This is a genomic window from Mycobacterium sp. NGS41 (genome assembly GCF_059812725.1).
Genome location: NZ_JCALDF010000020.1, coordinates 75082 through 93453, shown reverse-complemented (window position 1 = coordinate 93453; position 18372 = coordinate 75082). Strand labels below are relative to the sequence as shown.

Genomic DNA, 18372 nt, shown 5'->3' with positions numbered 1-18372 from the left:
AAAGGCTGCAGACATCGGGGGTGTGTGGCGTGACAACATCTATCCGGGAGCGGCCTGCGACGTGCCGTCAGCGTTGTACTCAGTCTCGTACACGCCCAATCCTCGCTGGTCACGGCGGTATGCCGAGCAACCCGAGATACTTGAGTACCTCCAACGACTCGTGGAGAGTGGCGGACTGGACGCACATCTGCGCACGCAGACCGAAGTTGTCGACCTGACCTTCGACGAACAGTCCGGGCGTTGGACACTGTCCACGAGCTCGAACGAGACGATATGCTGCGATGTCGTCGTCTCGGCCGTGGGTCAGCTGTCCTTACCCCACATACCTGATATCGCCGACGCAGACACCTTTCAGGGGCCGCGCTTTCACTCGGCGCGTTGGGACCGGTCGGTTTCGCTTCGCGGCAAGCAAGTAGCCGTCATCGGCACAGGAGCAAGTGCGATCCAATTCGTGCCGCACATAGCCCGCGAGGCAGAGCATGTCACGCTATATCAGCGCACGGCTCCGTGGATCTTGCCGAAGTGGGACAGCAGGTATGGAGTCCTTCACCACAGGGTGAGCGAATTATTGCCGATGGCGCAGCGCCTCGAGCGTTTCGCGGTATGGCTACTTTTCGAGTTGCTCGCTGTGACGCTAGTCGACGCGAAGCCCCTCTCACGCGTCCTCGGTGCGATCGCGCGCCGCCACCTACATCGGCAGGTTGGCAGCCCATCTTTGCGCGAGCAATTGACGCCTTCCGACGCGCCAGGGTGCAAGCGAGTGCTGTTCTCGAATGATTACTATCCAGCAATCGCGAGTGATCGCGTGTCGTTGGTGCCGAAGGCTATCGCAGAGCTCTGCGACAAGGGTGTCAAGACCGTGGATGGAGAGTTTCGTCCTGCAGATGTCGTGATCTACGGAACCGGTTTTCGCGCCACCGATTTTCTCGCCCCGATGTCCGTGCGCGGCTCTCGCGGAGTCTCCTTGGCCGAGGTGTGGAAGACCCAGGCATACGCATATCTGGGCATCACTGTCCCCATGTTCCCGAACCTGTTCCTGCTTTATGGTCCCAACACGAATGTGGGCTCGGGGTCGATCCTCTACATGATCGAGTCACAAGTCCGTCACATCACAACGCTCATCAAGGTCGTGGCTGCTCATCCGGGTCATGCGGTCGAGGTCAAGTCAGAGATCGCGCAACGTTACAACACGCGCTTGAGAAGGCGACTACGGAGGTCGGTGTGGGCGCTGTGTGCGAGCTGGTATCGAACCTCGAGTGGGGAAATCCCGACGAACTGGCCGGGGCCGACCTTGGTTTATCGACTTCTCACGCGGAAGCTGCGCAGCGGCGATTACGTCTTGAGAAAGGTCGGGCGTCTAAAGGTCGGAGGCCCCGCTGCACCGAGTCTGCCGGGTCCTGAGCCGGCCGTGGGTGCGAGACGCGCACTTAACCCCTAGCCCAATAATGTCCAGATATTGACATCGAGTGCATGTTTGTAAAGACTGGTGGAGACGCCGTCAGAGCGGCCCAGCGTCCAGGAGGAACCATGACGAATCACCTTCTCGCACCTGCGCACCACGTGAAGGAGCGGTTGTCCTCTGTGATCATGGTCCCCGCGCCCCACGCCGTCGACGACAGATGGCGTCGATGGAGCCGGCACTGGCCGATTCGTGAACTGGCACCGGCACCCGCGGGCAGTGGATTGAAAGCCGTGCGGGGGGATGCCGGACTGCCCTTGGTGGGTCACACGCTCGACTACATACGATTCGGCTCGGATTTCAGTCGAGAGCGCTACGACCGTCTGGGTTCGGTGTCGTGGATGGGCGCGTTCGGCACCAAGATGGTGGTCATCGCCGGCCCTGACGCCACTCGAGAGGCATTCACGAGCGAAGCGAAGGCATTCTCTCAGGATGGCTGGTCCTTCCTGATCGACGCCTTCTTCCATCGCGGTTTGATGCTCATGAGCTTCGACGAGCACTTGATGCACCGGCGCATCATGCAGGAGGCGTTTACGCGTCCGCGCCTGACCGGATACGTCGAACAGGTGACCCCATGCGTTCGCTCGGCACTGCCTGCGTGGCCGGTGGGCCCGTCGGTTCGAATCTACCCACTGTTGAAGGAACTCACCCTCGACATAGCTACCGACGTCTTCATGGGCGGCCGTGGCAAGGACGAGAGCGATGCTGTCAACAAGGCGTTCGTCGCTACGGTCCGGGCGGCGAGTTCCCTTGTGCGTGCTCCGCTTCCGGGAACCAGATTCCGCGCTGGTGTGCAAGGGCGGCGCGTCTTGGAGGACTACTTCTTCCGGCATCTGCCGGCCGCGCGAGCGGGTGAAACGGAGGATCTGTTCGCTGCTCTCTGTCAAGCCACGACCGAAGACGGGGAGCGGTTTTCCGACGAGGATGTGGTGAATCACATGATCTTCTTGATGATGGCGGCCCACGACACCTCGACGATCACCACCACAGCGGTCACCTATTTCCTTGCCAAGTATCCGCAGTGGCAGGAGGCAGCGGCTGCGGAAGCCGCGGCCATCGGTGACGGGTTGCCGGACATCGATGCCCTGGAGAAGATGACGGTCATCGACCTCGTGATCAAGGAAGCGCTCAGACTGCTTGCACCTGTTCCGCTGGTGATGCGCAAGACGGTTCGAGATGTCGCCATCGACGGCTATCACATCCCCGCGAACACTTTGTGCGCCATAACGCCTGCCGTGAATCACTTCGATCGAACGATCTGGAGTGATCCGGAGCGGTTCGATCCCTCACGTTTCGACGAGCCTCGGCGCGAAGACCAACACCACCGATTCGCCTGGGTTCCGTTCGGAGGTGGAGCGCACAAGTGCATCGGCATGCAATTCGGGACGCTCGAGGTCAAAGCAATCCTGCACAGGATGCTGCGTTCGTTCACCTGGACGGTTCCGGAGAACTATCACGTCCGATGGGACAACACCTCCCTGCCCATTCCGGTGGACGGACTTCCGTTGGAGATGAAGCGCCGATGACCGTCGACCACAGGCCCTACCTCGAACCCACGGAGTTTATTGACTGGCAACAAGATTCGGTACGTGACTTTGTGTCATCGGCGATCCGTGGTGCCTGCGGCGACACCGAGAAGGCCATCGCCATCTTCACCGCGGTCCGTGACTCCATTTGGTACGACCCCTACACGGTGACCGACAACCCACACGCGTATCGCGCCAGCACCGTCGCGACCGCAGAACGGGCCTACTGCGTCCCGAAGGCCGTGCTCTTGACTGCAGCGTGCCGAGCGGCGGGAATCCCGGCGCGGCTGGGGTTCGCCGACGTCCGAAACCACCTCCAGACCAAGACATTGCGCGAGCGGATGGGTGGTACCGACGTTTTCGTCTACCACGGCTACAGTCTCATGTTCCTCAACGGTGCGTGGGTAAAGGCCACCCCGGCGTTCAATCGCGAGCTGTGCGCACGTTTCGGTGTCTCGCCGATCGAATTCGACGGCCGTAGCGACGCGCTACTCCATGGTTTCACCGCTGACGGCACCCAGCACATGGAGTATCTGCGCGACCGGGGAGCCTACGACGATCTACCCCTAGCAGACATCCTGCGAGCACTGAGAACGCATTACGGCACATTCATCGACCAGCCGAATAGCCGTCCCGACCTCTTCGCCTGAAAGGGCACTACACGATGCAAAGCACAATGCAAAATGTTCCCCTGTCGGTTTCGGCGATCGTTCAGCATGCGGCAGCCATACACGGTGACAGCGAGGTCGTCACTCCGACCGGAAATGGATATCGGAGAACGCCTTACCGCATTGTGCTGGCGCGAGTGGCTCGCCTTGCCAATGCGCTGCGCAGCCTTGGCATCACGGCAGACCAACGCGTTGCCACCTTCCAGTGGAGCAACCAGGAACATCTGGAGGCCTACTGTGCGATTCCCTCCATGGGCGCGGTCCTGCACACGCTCAACATTCGTTTGGCCCCAGAGCAACTCGCGTACATCGCCAACCACGCGAGCGATCAGATCGTCCTAGTCGACGCTTCGGTTGCCCCGTTGTTGGCGCGCGCGCTCCCAGGGATGGCGTCGGTGCACACCGTCATCGTCACCGGAGAGGGCGACCTTGCCCCGCTACAGGGATGCGGGAAGACCGTTCTGCGTTACGAGGAAGTGCTTGCCGGCGAGGAAGAATCATTTGACTGGCCTCGGCTCGACGAGCTGTCCGCCGCGGCCATGTGTTATACCAGCGGCACCACCGGAGATCCCAAAGGCGTCGTCTACAGCCACCGTTCGACGTACCTTCACTCCCTGACCGCCTGCAAAGCTAACGCTTTGTCAGTCAGCGAGGCCGACCGTGTGCTGGCCATCGTCCCAATGTTTCACGCCAATGCGTGGGGGCTTATCTACGCAGCGTTGATGTCCGGTGCGGATCTGGTACTGCCTGACCGGTATCTCCAAGCCGAACCGTTGGTGTCGATCATCGAAGACACCAGACCGACCTTGGCCGGTGCAGTGCCGACGATCTGGAACGATGTCGACCGATATCTGGATTCGCACCCTGAGCGGGACATTTCTTCGCTACGGCTGGTCGCGTGCGGGGGATCTGCTGTTCCGCTTTCGTTGATGCGGGCATTCGAAGAGAAGTACAACGTGCCCATTGTGCAGGCCTGGGGTATGACCGAAACCTCGCCGTTGGCGACCGTTGCACGTCCGGCTCACAGAGCCGACGCGACGCGACGATGGGAGATGCGCGCATCCCAGGGTCGGCCGATCTGCGGTGTCGAAATCCGGTTGCGGGATGACGACGGGAAAGACGTGCCGTGGGACGGGCAATCAGTTGGGGAAATCCAGGCGCGCGGTCCTTGGATCACCGGGTCCTATTTCGGAGACAACGATACGGAGAAGTTCGACGAAGGATGGCTGCGTACCGGTGATGTGGGCAAGATCGACGCCGAGGGCTATCTGACACTGACCGACCGCTCGAAAGACGTCATCAAGTCAGGCGGCGAATGGATCTCCTCGGTGGAGCTGGAAAACACGCTGATCGGCCACCCTGCCGTGTACGAAGCGGCGGTAGTCGGCGTCGCGGACGATAAATGGCAGGAAAGGCCGTTGGCGCTTGTCGTCGTCCACCCCGGAACCGATGTTGACGTTGACCAACTCCGATCGTTTCTTGCGGGCAAAGTCGCCAAATGGTGGATTCCTGAGCGATGGAGCTTCGTGTCCGATATTCCGAGGACGAGCGTCGGAAAGTACGACAAAAAGGCCATCCGTGCGCGCCACTCTGCCGGCGAATACCTCATCGAAATCGAAACGTCATAACGTCGAAACCCTGGAATTCCAACAGTCGGAAGGTAATCATGTCCTCACCAATCTCTCCCTGGATGAATGCCGAATTACTCGAGCTTCGTGACCTCGCTGCGAAGTTCTTCTCGGCCGAATTGGCGCCGCATGCGAACCGCTTTGCAGACCAGCACCACGTCGACCGAGAACTGTGGAACCGAGCGGGCGAGCTGGGCCTGCTCTGCATGTCAATACCCGAGGAATACGGCGGAGGCGGTGGCACTTTCGCGCACGAAGCGGTCGTGCTCGAAGAGCAGGCCCGCATCGGTGACAGCTCATGGGGCGCGGGACTGCACAGCGGAATCGTCGCCCACTACATCCTGCAGTACGCGACTGAAGAGCTGCGCGCGCAGTGGCTTCCCAAGATGGCTTCCGGTGAAATGATCGGGGCGATAGCCATGACAGAACCGGGGACCGGGTCCGATCTCCAGAGCGTCAAGACAAAAGCCCTCCTTGACGGTGACGAGTACGTGATCACCGGCTCCAAGACTTTCATCACCAACGGCCAACAGGCCGACCTCATCATCGTTGTTGCCAAGACAGATCCGAGCCAGGGCGCTGCGGGCATCTCTTTGATCGCTGTCGAGGCTGACCGGGTGGGATTCCGGCGTGGCAAGGTTCTCGACAAAATCGGCCAGCGCGGCCAGGACACCTCCGAGTTGTTCTTCGATGAAGTGAGAGTTCCGCGCTCGCATCTACTGGGCCAGGCTGAGGGACAGGGCTTCATTCAGCTGATGACGCAACTGCCACAAGAGCGACTCATCGTCGCGGTGGGGGCTGTCGCAGCGATGGAACTTGCCCTGGAGCAGACGCTCAAGTACACGCGTGAGCGGGAGGCGTTCGGTCGGCCTGTCTTTGGCTTTCAGAACACCAAGTTCACGCTGGCTGAAGCCGCGACCGAAACGCGCATCGCACGAGTGTTCCTCGACTACTGCATCGACCTGCACCTTGCGGGTCAACTCGACGTGCAGACCGTCGCCATGGCGAAGTGGTGGACCACTGAGCGAGCGATGAAGGTACTCGATGACTGCATGCAGCTTCACGGCGGATATGGCTACATGACCGAGTACCCCATCTCGAGATTGTGGGTGGATCAGCGCGTGCAAAAAATCTATGCCGGCACGAACGAGGTGATGAAGGAAATCATCTCGCGTTCCCTATGAGTCAGATGAGCTGCCGCCTGCACGTTAGTCACCTGGAGGAGGATTGATGGCATCGATGGTGGTGCCGTATCGCCACGACATGGGCGGCCATTGCGGATCGGGGGCTCTTCGGGATCTGACCGAATGGGCGGGGATCCGTTGGGGTGATGACGCCCCGGACGAAGGTATCGTGTTTGCTCTCGGCGGGGCCCTCGACTTCTCGTATGTTCGCTCGGCGCACCTACATCCACCGATCTACCTCGTTGGACGCAGCGCGGACCTCGAAGACGAATACTTGACCCGGTTGGGCGCGCGCTTCGAGTGTCGTTCGACAGACGACCCCGATCTCGGTTGGAAATGGGTGACCGAACAGATCGATGCCGGTACGCCGGTCATGGTGTGGGCTGACATCGCCGAATTGCCCTATCTGAGAACGCGTCTGAGTATGAGCCGGCACGATGTCGTGATCGTAGGGTACGACGACGACGAGCAACTCGCGTTCGTGGTCGATAACGATCGCGATACACCTCAAGCCGTGCCTTACGAGAATCTACGGAAGGCGCGGGCATCGACAGGATTTCCCGTCCCCACGCGGCACAGCACCTACGTAGTCGAGTGGCCCTGCGCGGCACCAGATCTCGGCAATGCTGCCCGGTCGGCCTTCCGGAGGTCCGCGGACGCGATGCAGGGTTCGTATGTGAGCGCGCCGATCACCGAGGACTCCGATTGTGAAATTCAGGTGCGTGGGCTACCAGGGGTATCGACCTTTGTGGAGGACCTCAAGCGGTGGCCGAAGATATTTGACGACGACACCCTCGACGGTGCCTTGTTTGCGCTGAGCGCCTTCATCGAAAAGGCCGGAACCGGAGGCGGTCTGTTCCGAGATCTGCAAGCACGTGGATGTCGGCGCATCGCTGAAGAGTTGAGTTTCGAACCTGCGTTCCGAGCAGCGGAGGCTGCGAAGACCGCATCTGAGTTGTGGACCGCTGTTGCGCACACCGCTTACGAACGCGGTGCAGATCCGCGCTCGCGAGCGACTGGCGCGGCGTCCCTCGCTGCGCAGTTGCCGCAAGCCGAACGTCGACTCGCGCAGGCGCTGAGGGAGGCAGGTCTACTACTGTGAGTCCTGATTGCCTGTGGAGGAAACCAACCTGGGTGCGACCTAACGGATTTCTTTGTGAGTGCTTGGAATGCGTCAACAGAATGGAGATTCACGATGGCTGTCTTCGCTGATGCGGAAGAGGTTTACCGCTACCTCGCCGGCATCTTTCGACGAGGTTTGGAGAACGAAGACCTTGCGAACAGACTCGCCGGGTCCGGGGTGGTGTTGCGGATCCACTACACCGATCCGGATGCGGTAGTAACCGTGGATATGCCGAAGAAGGTAATAGAGACCGGCGCGGACAGTGGCGTTACACCGAATGTCGAGTTATTCATGTCGGCGGATACCGGTAACAGGTTCTGGTTGGGGAAGGTGAACTTGACGATGGCGATGGCCAAAGGAACCGTACGGGCGAAAGGTCCTGTCACGAAACTGATCAAGCTCATACCGCAGGCGAAAAACCTCTTTCCAGAATATCGGGCAATCCTCGAAGCCGACAAGCGTCACGACCTGCTCGATGTATGAATGTCAGTCCGGTACAGACCCGGGTGCGGGCGAGCGACCGCCGCGGCCCCTGGGCGATGTGCCCGGAGATCATTCAGGACAGTTCTCTCGCGACCACCGTGCGCGGTCGGGATAACTACTTCAGAAGCGTCACTAGCGTAGAAGGGACTTCAGCATGAAGACACGTGCCGCTGTTTTGTGGGGCTTGGAGCAGAAGTGGGAGGTCGAAGAAGTCGAGTTGGATCCGCCAGGTCCCGGAGAGGTCCTCGTTCGGCTGGCGGCCACCGGCTTGTGCCATTCCGACGAACATCTGGTGACCGGCGACCTCCCGATCCCATTGCCGGTAGTAGGGGGCCATGAGGGTGCTGGCACAGTCGTGGAATGCGGCGAAGGGGTTGAGGATCTGTCCGAAGGTGATTCTGTCATCTTGACCTTCCTTCCCTCGTGTGGGCGCTGTTCGTACTGCGCGCGCGGTATGGGCAATCTCTGTGATTTGGGAGCGGCGCTGATGATGGGACCGCAGATCGACGGCACCTATCGCTTTCACGCACGAGGCGAGGACGTCGGGCAAATGTGTTTGCTCGGAACGTTTTCCGAGTACACAGTGGTGCCGCAGGCATCCGTGGTCAAGATTGACGGCGAAATCCCTCTGGATCGGGCAGCCTTGATCGGTTGCGGCGTCACGACCGGCTACGGATCTGCGGTGCGGACTGGGGAGGTGCGCGCCGGGGACACCGTCGTGGTAGTGGGAGCAGGCGGAATCGGAATGAATGCGATTCAGGGTGCGCGAATCGCGGGTGCGCTAGCAATTGTGGCGGTCGATCCGGTGAAGTTCAAGCGAGAGCAAGCGAGCGGGTTCGGCGCGACGCATACCGCCGCCTCGATGGATGAAGCTTGGTCGCTGGTCAGCGATATGACGCTGGGCAAGCTGGCCGATGTCTGCATCCTCACCACTGATGTGGCTGAGGCCTCTTATACCGCCGAGGCGCTGGCCTTGGTCGGAAAGCGCGGACGCGTCGTGGTTACGGCCATCGGGCATCCCGACGAGTCGTCGATCTCAGGGTCACTGCTGGAGATGACGCTTTACGAGAAGCAGATTCGTGGCGCTTTGTATGGCTCATCCAATGCGCCACACGACATTCCGCGGCTGGTCGAGCTTTACTCCGCTGGGCTATTAAAGCTCGACGAGTTGGTCACCCGCGAATACTCCCTCGACCAAATCAATGAGGGCTACCAGGATATGCGTTCAGGAAAAAACATTCGAGGGCTCGTCCGGTTCTGAGGAGAACCATGCTCCACTGCTCGTGTTCATGTCCTTGCGCCGCTGCAGATTACACGCCGCCGGACCGCTTAGGCTGCTGCGCGTCGCGTCCTCCTTTCCCGTCCTGAGGACGGCAAGCATTAGACATCTTGTAATCAATCATCCATCAAATTTTCTCGGAGGCTGAGATGACGGACGCCGGCACGACCATGGCAAGCGAGGATGAGGCAGCTCGTTTCGTTGTCGCCCTCGAGGTGTGGACCACGCCGGAGCGACGAGCGCTGAGTCAGATGGCGCGGTCTTTCGTCGAATGTGAAATCGCGCCGAAGCTAGCGCAATGGGAGCAGGTGGGTGAGATTCCGCGCGACCTGCACCTCAATGCTGCCGAGGTGGGGCTTCTCGGAATTGGGTTCCCGGAAGAAGTCGGCGGCAGCGGCGGCAATGCGATTGACGCTGCACTGGTCACTGAGGCCATCCTGGCCGCAGGTGGGTCCACTGGCGTCTGCGCCGCCTTGTTCACCCATGGCATTGCCCTTCCCCACATTGCCGCCAATGGCTCCGAGGCCCTGATTGAACGATATGTCCGTCCGACGCTCGCAGGAAAGATGATCGGCTCGCTGGGCGTTACCGAGCCTGGGGCAGGTTCAGATGTCGCGAATTTGCGCACACGCGCAGTGCGCGACGGCGACACCTACGTGGTCAACGGAGCAAAGACGTTCATCACCAGCGGAGTTCGGGCGGACTTCGTTACTACGGCGGTACGCACCGGCGGACCGGGTTACGGTGGAATTTCATTGCTCGTGATTGACAAGAATGCGCCTGGATTCGAAGTGTCTCGCCGGTTGGACAAGATGGGATGGCGATGTAGCGACACCGCCGAGTTGTCTTTCGTCGACGTTCGCGTACCGGCTGAGAACCTGGTGGGGGCAGAGAACAGTGGGTTTTTGCAGATCATGCAGCAGTTTCAGGCTGAACGGCTCGGCATCGCCGTCCAGGCGTACGCGACGGCGGGTCGGGCTCTCGATCTTGCCAAGAGTTGGGCGCGGGAGCGTGAAACGTTCGGTAGACCCTTGACGGGGCGCCAGGTGATTCGCCATAAGCTTGCGGAGATGGCTCGACAGGTCGACGTGGCGTGCACCTACACCCGTGCGGTCATGCAGAGGTGGCTAGCGGGGGAGGATGTCGTTGCCGAGGTGTCGATGGCCAAGAACACCGCTGTGTATGCGTGCGACTACGTGGTCAACGAGGCGGTCCAGATCTTCGGTGGGATGGGCTACATGCGTGAGTCTGAGATCGAGAGACACTATCGAGACTGCCGGATTCTCGGAATAGGCGGCGGCACCAACGAAATCATGAACGAGATCATCGCCAAGCGCATCGGACTCTAGTTACTTGATCCCAGTATCGAAAGTTCTCACCAAGTCGGCCTGACAGTTCGGTCTGTTCGCCGTAGGGATTGGCGGCAGGCGCCATCAGCGGCGGTCGCGTTCGGCGCCTGCCGAGCCGGCGATACCTGTTACAGAGACTTCTCGCACCACAGGCCGGAGCCGGTGGTTGGGCTCCTGGGGTGGCGCTGGCCGATTTGTTGGGCGGCGGCGGACGGGAGCGGCCAAGCGGACGGTAGCCGCCGCCCTGGTTTGGTCGGCTATTGCGGTGCGGTGAGGATGTTTAGGAGCGTTTTGGCGTTGCGTCCTAGGTGGTCGAGGGTTTTTCTGCCCTTGGTAGCGTTGGCGCGGCTGGGGTAACCGATGACGCCGCTGTCGGTGTAGGCCGCGATGCCGAGGGTGGTCAGGTAGCGGCGGTCGTCGGGGCTGTGGTCGGCACCAGCCCAGCCGTCACGCAGATATTCGGGGTAGGCCGCCAGCAGTATCGACGTTTCGAGTTCACCGGCGTGCATGTCCTCATGGCTGGTGCTGGTGATGTCGGCGGCTTCGCGTGCTTCGGTCCAGTCGTCACGGCTGGGGTACAGGCCGAGCCGGACCGGTGCGCCGGGGCGGTTGGCTTGCTGGACAACGTTAGTCAGGACTGCGTTGCCACCGTGGGCGTTGACGATCATTAGCCCGCGGACATGTTGCGCGGCCAGGGAGTGGGCGATGTCGCCGATGACAGCAGCCAGGGTGCTGGCGGTGATGCTGACAGTTCCGGCGAATGCGGCGTGTTCCTGGGAGCAGCTGAAAGCGACGGGGGGAAGCTGAAAAATGTTGTGATGTGCGCTGATTGAGCTTGCAACTGCGACCGCAACGAGCGTGTCGGTGCCAAGTGGCAGGTACGGGCCGTGCTGCTCGAACGAGCCGACTGGCAGGACCGCAAGCTCGGCTCGGGCGTGGTCGCTGGCCGTGGTGATATTGGGGATGACGGTGTCGGTCACGGGGCGATTCCTTCGGTTGCGTCCTTGATCTGTCCGAAAAGTTGTTGCAGCACTGGGCTTTTGTCGTGTCGGCGCCGTTCGCGCAGAAGGGTTGCGCAGCGGGCGAGGTGTCGCCGCGCGCGTTGGGATGGCGCGGCCAAGTAACCGCGCAGGGCTTCGGCGGCGTGAGTGCAGGCGAGTTGGTACTCGCGGATCGCAATGAGAGCGTGCAGTAACCGGATGTCGGCGACGGCCCAGTCGCGATGCTGATGGGAGGTCCAGGATGGCTGGTGCCGGGTGAGCAGCTCGACGGCCTGTCGTGGGTGGCCCAGTTCCAGGTATCCCGCGGCGATATCGCTGGCAACGAATCCGGCATGGGCGTAGGTGGCGCGATCATCGGCGGCGGGGTTGATATCGCCGAGTTCGAGTGCATGCGCGGCGTGACGTAAGAACCCCTGTTTGTCCTGGTTGGCGATCGCAGCGAGGGCCTGTTGTCGGGCGATGCTGGCTTGCAGCCGCCCTACCTCGTGGCCGTCTATCAATCGTGCGGCATCGGCGGCGAGTTCGACCGCCAGATCGGGGTCCTGGCTGGCGATGATGTTGGATTTGCGCATCCACACCATCGCGCGTAGGTCAGGGGCGGCGGCCCGCAGGTGATCGGCGGCCCGATCGGTCAGTTCCCGCGCTCTGGGGTGGTCCCCGAGGTCTTGCGCTATCCAGCCGGCGACTTCGGCGATGGTTCCCGCTATCTCACGTACCTGGGTGCGTAGCTCGGCGGGTGTGGATTTGATGAGCGCCTCGACGGTCTGCAAGTCGCGTTCCACCAGCGGCTGGGCGTACTCCGGGCCGAAGGTATGTTCGGCCCGAATGTGGACTGCGCGCTGGTCAGCGATCACGGTCAGGACATCACGGTCAACCGGAAGCTGCAGCAGAAGCGGACGCGGCAAGCTGGTTTCGACCGTCAGCCCGAACAGTTCGGCAGCATCGCGGCCTAATGCTTCGGCGAGGTCGGCTCGCCACATCGGCCCTGCACTGCCGCCGCCTTCGATCCGGACGATTTGCTGGCGCAACGTAGCCCGGTCCGGCGGTGTGTCGCCGCGCTGCTTGCGGACCGTCTCGACTCTGGCTGCCAGATCGCTCAGGCTCATCTTGGCGTCCTCGCGCGCTTGATGAACCCGTAGTCCGCTCTGGCGGCGAGCAGGGTCGGTCAAGGCCATATAAGGATCATGCATGACCAACGCTGCAGGTCCGGCCATATCTGCGCGTTCACAGTGTTCCTTACTGTTCCTAGCTGCCGCTATCGCCGATTCCCCCGATCGCGCTGTCCTAGATCCGGTCACCACACAGGTGACAACGATTGGAAAGGACAGAACAGATGAAACTCAAAATCGACACCGCTGCGGTGTCGTTCATGTGCACGAAAACACCGGAGCCGCGAACCGATTTCGGTACCGGGCAGCCCAAGATCGATAAGGCCACGGGTGCGGTGCTCCATGCGGTGCAGTTGATGGCGCTAGATGCCGATGGCGGCGACGTCTTGTCTGTGACCGTGCCTGGTGCACCGAAAGTCACTGTGGGTCAGCAGGTATCGGTGACCGGTCTGGTGGCACTGCCCTGGTCGCAGGACGGCCGCAGCGGTATCGCGTTCCGCGCCGAGACGATCACCATCGCCGAGGGCGGCAAGCCGAGTTCCACGCCGCGCCCGTAACCGCCACGGAACCATCCCGGCAGCGGCTCTTTGCTCACGTCGCTTTTGAGCGCTGTCGGGGTGGTTTCCCCACTCCCACATGCTGTTTCACGAAAGGCAGAAATATTCGTGTCGAACACAAACAACAAGAGCAAACCTCAATCCTCTGATGAGGATTGGGTCGGTGAACTTATTTGGTCAATCCTGGTGGTGGCCGGGCGGCTGCTGTGGTGGGGTGCACGGTTCCCGCTGCTCGGGACCCCTGTCGCTGTCGCGGTCGGTGTGGCGTGCTGGCAGGGCGTGAACGCGGGATTCTTCACCCTCGCAGGTTTCGTTGCCCTGTACATTCTGTGGGGATTCGTCGACGAGAACAGTTTGCAGCGGTGGGTGATCGACCCGCCCACCCACTATGCGCAGACCTGGTGGCGCTATCGGCGCCGCTGGGAACACGTCTGCAGTCTGCATGGGTTGACCGCCAAACTCGCTGACCGCCAACTGATTCCAGTACTACTCGGGGTGTGCATCGGTGATCGCACCGACATCCTTGCGGTGCGGGTAGTGACGGGCCAATCGATCACCCACTGGCACCGCCAAGCGGATGCGTTGGCCGCGGCGTGGACGGCGGACCGGATCACCATCACCGCCATCGCACCCGGCGAAATCCGGATCACGATTATGCGCGGCGACGTGCTGGCTGAACCCGTCGCGCTGCCAATGCCCCAACCCGGCGCGACGGTGAACTTGTCGGCCATCGGCGTCGGGGTCAAAGAGGACCGGGGCGTCTGGCGGCTGCCGATCCTCGGGCATCACCTGCTGGTAGCCGGGGCCACCGGCGCGGGCAAGGGCAGCGTGTTGTGGTCACTGATCGCCGGTCTAGCTCCGGACGTGAAGATCGGGCGGGTCCGGCTGTGCGTGATCGACCCTAAGGGCGGCATGGAACTCGGTGCCGGTGCGCCGATGTTTTCGTTCTTCGCCCACGACGCCACCGGCCAAACCCTGGAACTGCTGCGTGCGCTGGTCACGTTGATGCATGACCGCGCCAACCGGCTGCGCGGGCACGCCCGCCTACATACACCGACCACGGCCGATCCGTTGTTCGTGGTTGTCATCGATGAAATCGCGGCTCTGACCTCCTATGTCACCGACCGCAAGATCAAGACTGAAATCGAACAACTGCTGGGGCTGTTGCTCTCGCAGGGCCGCGCGGTGGGTATCTCGGTGGTGGCGGCGGTGCAGGACCCGTCCAAAGACACCTTGCCGGTGCGGCAGCTGTTCACGGTGCGGATCGGGTTGCGGCTGACCGAGGCATCGCAAACCGCCATGGTCCTGGGCCAGGGGGCCCGCGAGGCCGGGGCCGAATGCGATCTGATCCCCGACGGCACTCCCGGGGTCGGCTACGTGATGACCGATGGCATCGCCCACCCGATCCGCGTGCGCGCCTTCTGGGTCACCGACGCCGATATCGCCTATCTGGTGCGCGCCTTTCCCGCGCGGCGCGCACGCTCATCCCAGGCTAGGAAGCCCGACAACGCGAGCACCACCGACACAGACGGCGACAGCGGCAACCGTGTGGGGCACCAGTGAGTGGCGCGCACGAGGCAGGGAGCCCGGCAATCACGCTGCCGGGTCTTCCCGCCGACATCGACCACCACCGGGTGATCACCCAGATGATGCGCCGCGCTTCCTCGCCGGGATTCGACGGCTGGTGGCGTCGCGCCGGATCGGTCGGGTTCTGCGCCAACCCCATCCAACTCATCGGCACCGACGACCACGGCCGCAAAAGAACCGTATGGGTGCGGTGCAACAACCGCCGCGCCACCGTCTGCCCCTCCTGCTCAGACCTGTACGCCCGCGACACCTGGCAGCTCGTCGCCGCCGGCACCACCGGAGGCCGCCACAACATCACCCCAGCCGTGGCCGAGCGCCCCCAGGTATTCGCCACGCTGACCGCGCCCAGCTTCGGCTCCGTCCATGGCAGCACAGGCAGCGTGTGCCATGACCACAGGATGATGGGCGGCTACAAGCGATGCCCGCACGGAAAACCCCTGCGGTGCAGAACCATCCATAACCACACTGACCCCACAGTCGGACAACCGCTGTGCGCCGAATGCTATGACTACCTCGGGCACGTCCTATTCACCTGGCACCTGCCCGAACTATGGCGACGCTTCACCATCGCCCTACGACGCAATCTCGCCAAACACCTCAAAGCTGCTGGCATTAAACCGGGTTCGGTGAAAGCCAGTTTCGTCAAGGTCGTCGAAATGCAGGCACGCGCCATCCCGCACATCCACGCTCTCATCCGGCTCGATCCACCCGACGACCCCGCCGCCGGCACCGTCGCTGCCGGCCCTGGCTGGGAGCCGCCGATGTCTGCCGCCACACTCGCCGTCCTTATCCAGCAGGCCGCCCGCGCTGTCACTCTCGACGTCCCCAACCCTGATACCAACCAGTCTGGCGACGCTGCGCCGCTGGTCGTCCGGTTCGGCACCCAGATCGATACCCAACCACTGGGGACCGAAAACCACACGGCGCCAACAGAATCGTCACGCCGCATCGCCGGATACCTGGCCAAATACGTCACCAAATCCCTGCAAGACTTCGGTGTCGCCGCCCGTCGCCTATCGGCTGAAGCCATCGCGGACCTCGACGTCACCGACCACGTCCGGGCGATCCTGACCACCATCGCGCACCTAGCAGACCAAGCCCACACTCTCGGTATCGACGCCTTGGCGGGGATCGGGCGCTGGCTGCACACCCTGGGCTACCGCGGCCACATCACTACCAAATCGCGGCGTTACTCGACCACCATGGGCGCCCTGCGCGCCGCCCGCGCCACCTGGACCCGACAACAAGCAGGCAAAGACTGTTCACCACAACATGATTCGCCACTCGATCTAACCGAGCAAAGCGACGACGTGTGGTGGGACTTCGACCACGCCGGACACGCCACCCCCGGCGACCACACCCTCGTCTACTGCGCGGCCCTCCGACGCATCCACACCCGCCGCATCGGGCTGGTGGAAGCCCGTCGCCAAGCCCGTGACCAACAATGAGATCCGCCAGGGGGACGCGATGACTGACACGTCCCGAACAGCACATGCGCGCTCCGAGTGTCACGATCGTATCGACGCGCCGACCATGTCAGAGGCAGATGTTGAAATCGTCATGCCCGACCACTATCGACTTTCGCGCGAAGCCAACCGTGCGCTGGTACACGTCATAATGGCGGTGCGGGACCGGATGCTCGGATCGGAGAGGGGAATCGCGTGAGCCAGAGGTTCGCCTTCTACGGCCGAGTGAGCACGGAGGACGCTCAAGACCCGGAGGCGAGCCGTAGCTGGCAGAAGCGGCGTGCCCTCGACCTGATCACTCCGCACGGCGGTGTCCTCGTGACTGATTATTTTGATGTGGGACAAAGCCGTTCGCTGCCGTGGAAGCGTAGGCCCGAGGCGTCGCGTCTCCTAGCCGATGTCACCGGCAGGGATCGTGGCTTCGACGCCGTGGTGATCGGCGAGCCCGCCCGCGCGTTCTACGGGCCGCAGTTCGCGCTCACTTTCCCGGTGCTCACGCACTATGGAGTTGGCTTGTGGGTCCCTGAGGTCGGCGGAGCGGTCGATCCCGGCTCCGAAGCACACGACCTGGTGATGACGTTGTTCGGCGGCATGAGCAAGGGGGAGCGCGCCCGAATCCAGATGCGCGTCCGTACGGCGATGTCGGCGCTCGCGCAGGACACGTCCAGATACCTCGGTGGCCGACCGCCCTATGGTTATCGGCTCGTCGATGCCGGCCCGCACCCGAACCCCGCCAAGGCAAATCTCGGGCAGCGACTTCACCGCCTCGAACCTGACCCCGCGACAGCCCCGACCGTCGAGCGGATCTACCGCATGTATGCCGATGGCGCGGGCCTGCGCTACATAGCGCAACGGCTCACCGACGATGGAGTGCCATCGCCGAGCCAGTACGACCCACTTCGGAATCGTCACCGTGACCCGCGAGGTTGGTCTCATTCGGCGATCCGCGCGATCCTCGACAACCCGACATATCTCGGTATCCGCGTTTGGGGCAAGCAGGAGAAGTACGAGGTCCTGGTCAACCCTGACGATGTCGCCGCGGGGTACGAGACACGCATGCGGTGGCGTGATCAGGCAGACTGGATTGCGCCGGACCGCCGCACGCACGAAGCGCTGGTCCCCGACGATTTGGCTCAGGCTACTCGTATTCGTATCCAGGCGCGGCGTGGTCCCGGTCTGGTTTGCAGCAGAGAATCGATAGTGCCGTATGCGCTGCGCGGGCTGTTGTTCTGCGCTGCGTGTGGTCGGCGGATGCAGGGCGCCGCGCGCGTAGGGAAAGGGACCACCCGCATCCTGTACCGCTGTGAACTCGGTAAGTCGCGTTCGGTGCCCATAGACCTGAGCGATCACCCGCGCACCGTCTATCTCCGTGAGGATGCGGTGACCGCCCGACTCGACGAGTGGATCGCGTCCCTGGCCGATCCGGAAGACCTGGCGCGCGGGCAAGAGGTGGACCCGGTGGCCGGAGCCGGCTACGCAGCCTTGCAGCGCCAGCTCAGCGACGCCAACCGCAAGGTTGCTGCTCTCATCGCGGCATTGGAGTCTGGCGTGGCCATCGAGGACCTCACCGCCGCACTGCGGCAACGCACCGCCGAGCGCGACGAGCTAACGGCCCGCCTTGAGCGAGTCGAGCGACCCTGCGCCATGTCGGCCGCACAGATCAGCGAGTTGGTCGAAGAGCTAGGCGGACTATCAGCGGTGCTTAAAGAGGCGACCGGGTCCGAACGTGCCCAGGTGTACGCAAGCCTGGGCCTGCGTCTTGATTACGACCCGCAACTTCAGCGGGTCACGGCGATGGCCGACTTGAGTCGTGTCGCCGGACGTGTCCGAGGGGGGACTTGAACCCCCACGCCCATTAGTAGGGCACTAGCACCTCAAGCTAGCGCGTCTGCCATTCCGCCACTCGGACCAGACCAACCTGAGTTGGCAGCTAAGGCTATCGGATTGCGCTGC

The 18372-nt window shown here is 62.4% G+C and carries 15 protein-coding genes and 1 tRNA gene; 13 read left to right on the top strand and 3 right to left on the bottom strand.

Annotated elements, in window-relative coordinates; all coding sequences use genetic code 11:
• The 9 genes from AC5Y21_RS18045 to AC5Y21_RS18005 form a co-directional block, all read left to right on the top strand.
• On the top strand, positions 1-1438 hold a 1438-nt coding region (locus tag AC5Y21_RS18045), incomplete at its 5' end, for a flavin-containing monooxygenase (protein WP_499914260.1).
• A gap of 89 nt (positions 1439-1527) precedes the next feature.
• A complete protein-coding gene (locus tag AC5Y21_RS18040; protein ID WP_499914258.1) occupies positions 1528-2985 on the top strand; it encodes a cytochrome P450 in 1458 nt (485 codons plus the stop codon).
• Entirely contained in the window at positions 2982-3635 is a 654-nt protein-coding gene (locus AC5Y21_RS18035; RefSeq protein ID WP_499914256.1) for a transglutaminase-like domain-containing protein, read from the top strand. The genes AC5Y21_RS18040 and AC5Y21_RS18035 overlap by 4 nt, the downstream gene beginning before the upstream one ends.
• A gap of 26 nt (positions 3636-3661) precedes the next feature.
• The gene (locus AC5Y21_RS18030; RefSeq protein WP_499914253.1) at positions 3662-5281 is read left to right on the top strand and encodes a fatty acid--CoA ligase; all 1620 of its coding nucleotides are present in this window, start codon (positions 3662-3664) and stop codon (positions 5279-5281) included.
• A 38-nt stretch (positions 5282-5319) separates the two neighbouring features.
• Entirely contained in the window at positions 5320-6465 is a 1146-nt protein-coding gene (locus AC5Y21_RS18025; protein ID WP_014805688.1) for an acyl-CoA dehydrogenase family protein, read from the top strand.
• Positions 6466-6511: 46 nt separating this feature from the next.
• A complete protein-coding gene (locus AC5Y21_RS18020; RefSeq protein ID WP_499914251.1) occupies positions 6512-7567 on the top strand; it encodes a BtrH N-terminal domain-containing protein in 1056 nt (351 codons plus the stop codon).
• Between the two features lie 93 nt (positions 7568-7660).
• Complete coding sequence (locus tag AC5Y21_RS18015; protein ID WP_005061088.1) at positions 7661-8071, top strand: SCP2 sterol-binding domain-containing protein; 411 nt, start codon at positions 7661-7663, stop codon at positions 8069-8071.
• Between the two features lie 154 nt (positions 8072-8225).
• Positions 8226-9332 carry an NDMA-dependent alcohol dehydrogenase gene (locus AC5Y21_RS18010; protein ID WP_499914248.1) on the top strand — a complete coding sequence of 369 codons (1107 nt, stop codon included), beginning with the start codon at positions 8226-8228 and terminating at the stop codon, positions 9330-9332.
• Between the two features lie 167 nt (positions 9333-9499).
• Positions 9500-10699, top strand: coding sequence for an acyl-CoA dehydrogenase family protein (locus AC5Y21_RS18005; protein ID WP_499914246.1), 1200 nt, complete (start codon positions 9500-9502; stop codon positions 10697-10699).
• Positions 10700-10956: 257 nt separating this feature from the next.
• Here AC5Y21_RS18005 and AC5Y21_RS18000 read toward each other — a convergent pair whose 3' ends face one another.
• Together AC5Y21_RS18000 and AC5Y21_RS17995 are read right to left on the bottom strand one after the other, a co-directional pair.
• On the bottom strand, positions 10957-11679 hold the full coding sequence (locus AC5Y21_RS18000) for a creatininase family protein (protein WP_499914244.1): 723 nt from the start codon (positions 11677-11679) through the stop codon (positions 10957-10959).
• Entirely contained in the window at positions 11676-12875 is a 1200-nt protein-coding gene (locus tag AC5Y21_RS17995; protein ID WP_499914242.1) for an NsdA family TPR-like regulatory protein, read from the bottom strand. Before AC5Y21_RS17995 ends, AC5Y21_RS18000 begins: the two co-directional genes overlap by 4 nt.
• A 158-nt stretch (positions 12876-13033) precedes the next feature.
• Between AC5Y21_RS17995 and AC5Y21_RS17990 the strand changes: the two genes are divergently transcribed.
• From AC5Y21_RS17990 to AC5Y21_RS17975, 4 genes are all read left to right on the top strand, one after another.
• Positions 13034-13366 (top strand): SCO3933 family regulatory protein, encoded by a 333-nt coding sequence (locus AC5Y21_RS17990; protein WP_499914240.1) that lies wholly within the window; start codon positions 13034-13036, stop codon positions 13364-13366.
• Between the two features lie 108 nt (positions 13367-13474).
• Positions 13475-14929 carry an FtsK/SpoIIIE domain-containing protein gene (locus tag AC5Y21_RS17985; RefSeq protein ID WP_499914238.1) on the top strand — a complete coding sequence of 485 codons (1455 nt, stop codon included), beginning with the start codon at positions 13475-13477 and terminating at the stop codon, positions 14927-14929.
• The gene (locus AC5Y21_RS17980; RefSeq protein WP_499914236.1) at positions 14926-16401 is read left to right on the top strand and encodes a replication initiator; all 1476 of its coding nucleotides are present in this window, start codon (positions 14926-14928) and stop codon (positions 16399-16401) included. The genes AC5Y21_RS17985 and AC5Y21_RS17980 overlap by 4 nt, the downstream gene beginning before the upstream one ends.
• Positions 16402-16614: 213 nt before the next feature.
• Entirely contained in the window at positions 16615-18261 is a 1647-nt protein-coding gene (locus AC5Y21_RS17975; protein ID WP_499914234.1) for a recombinase family protein, read from the top strand.
• Here the strand turns inward: AC5Y21_RS17975 and AC5Y21_RS17970 are convergent.
• Positions 18243-18328: transfer RNA gene (locus AC5Y21_RS17970), tRNA-Leu, on the bottom strand. The two genes, AC5Y21_RS17975 and AC5Y21_RS17970, sit on opposite strands and share 19 nt — an antisense overlap.
• Positions 18329-18372 lie beyond the last annotated feature (44 nt).

Bases quoted from the DNA above. Each gene is read 5' to 3' on its own strand.
- AC5Y21_RS18040 (WP_499914258.1), top strand. From the start codon at position 1,528: ATGACGAATCACCTTCTCGCACCTGCGCACCACGTGAAGGAGCGGTTG.
- AC5Y21_RS18035 (WP_499914256.1), top strand. From the start codon at position 2,982: ATGACCGTCGACCACAGGCCCTACCTCGAACCCACGGAGTTTATTGAC.
- AC5Y21_RS18030 (WP_499914253.1), top strand. From the start codon at position 3,662: ATGCAAAATGTTCCCCTGTCGGTTTCGGCGATCGTTCAGCATGCGGCA.
- AC5Y21_RS18025 (WP_014805688.1), top strand. From the start codon at position 5,320: ATGTCCTCACCAATCTCTCCCTGGATGAATGCCGAATTACTCGAGCTT.
- AC5Y21_RS18020 (WP_499914251.1), top strand. From the start codon at position 6,512: ATGGCATCGATGGTGGTGCCGTATCGCCACGACATGGGCGGCCATTGC.
- AC5Y21_RS18015 (WP_005061088.1), top strand. From the start codon at position 7,661: ATGGCTGTCTTCGCTGATGCGGAAGAGGTTTACCGCTACCTCGCCGGC.
- AC5Y21_RS18010 (WP_499914248.1), top strand. From the start codon at position 8,226: ATGAAGACACGTGCCGCTGTTTTGTGGGGCTTGGAGCAGAAGTGGGAG.
- AC5Y21_RS18005 (WP_499914246.1), top strand. From the start codon at position 9,500: ATGACGGACGCCGGCACGACCATGGCAAGCGAGGATGAGGCAGCTCGT.
- AC5Y21_RS17995 (WP_499914242.1), bottom strand. From the start codon at position 12,875: ATGGCCTTGACCGACCCTGCTCGCCGCCAGAGCGGACTACGGGTTCAT.
- AC5Y21_RS17990 (WP_499914240.1), top strand. From the start codon at position 13,034: ATGAAACTCAAAATCGACACCGCTGCGGTGTCGTTCATGTGCACGAAA.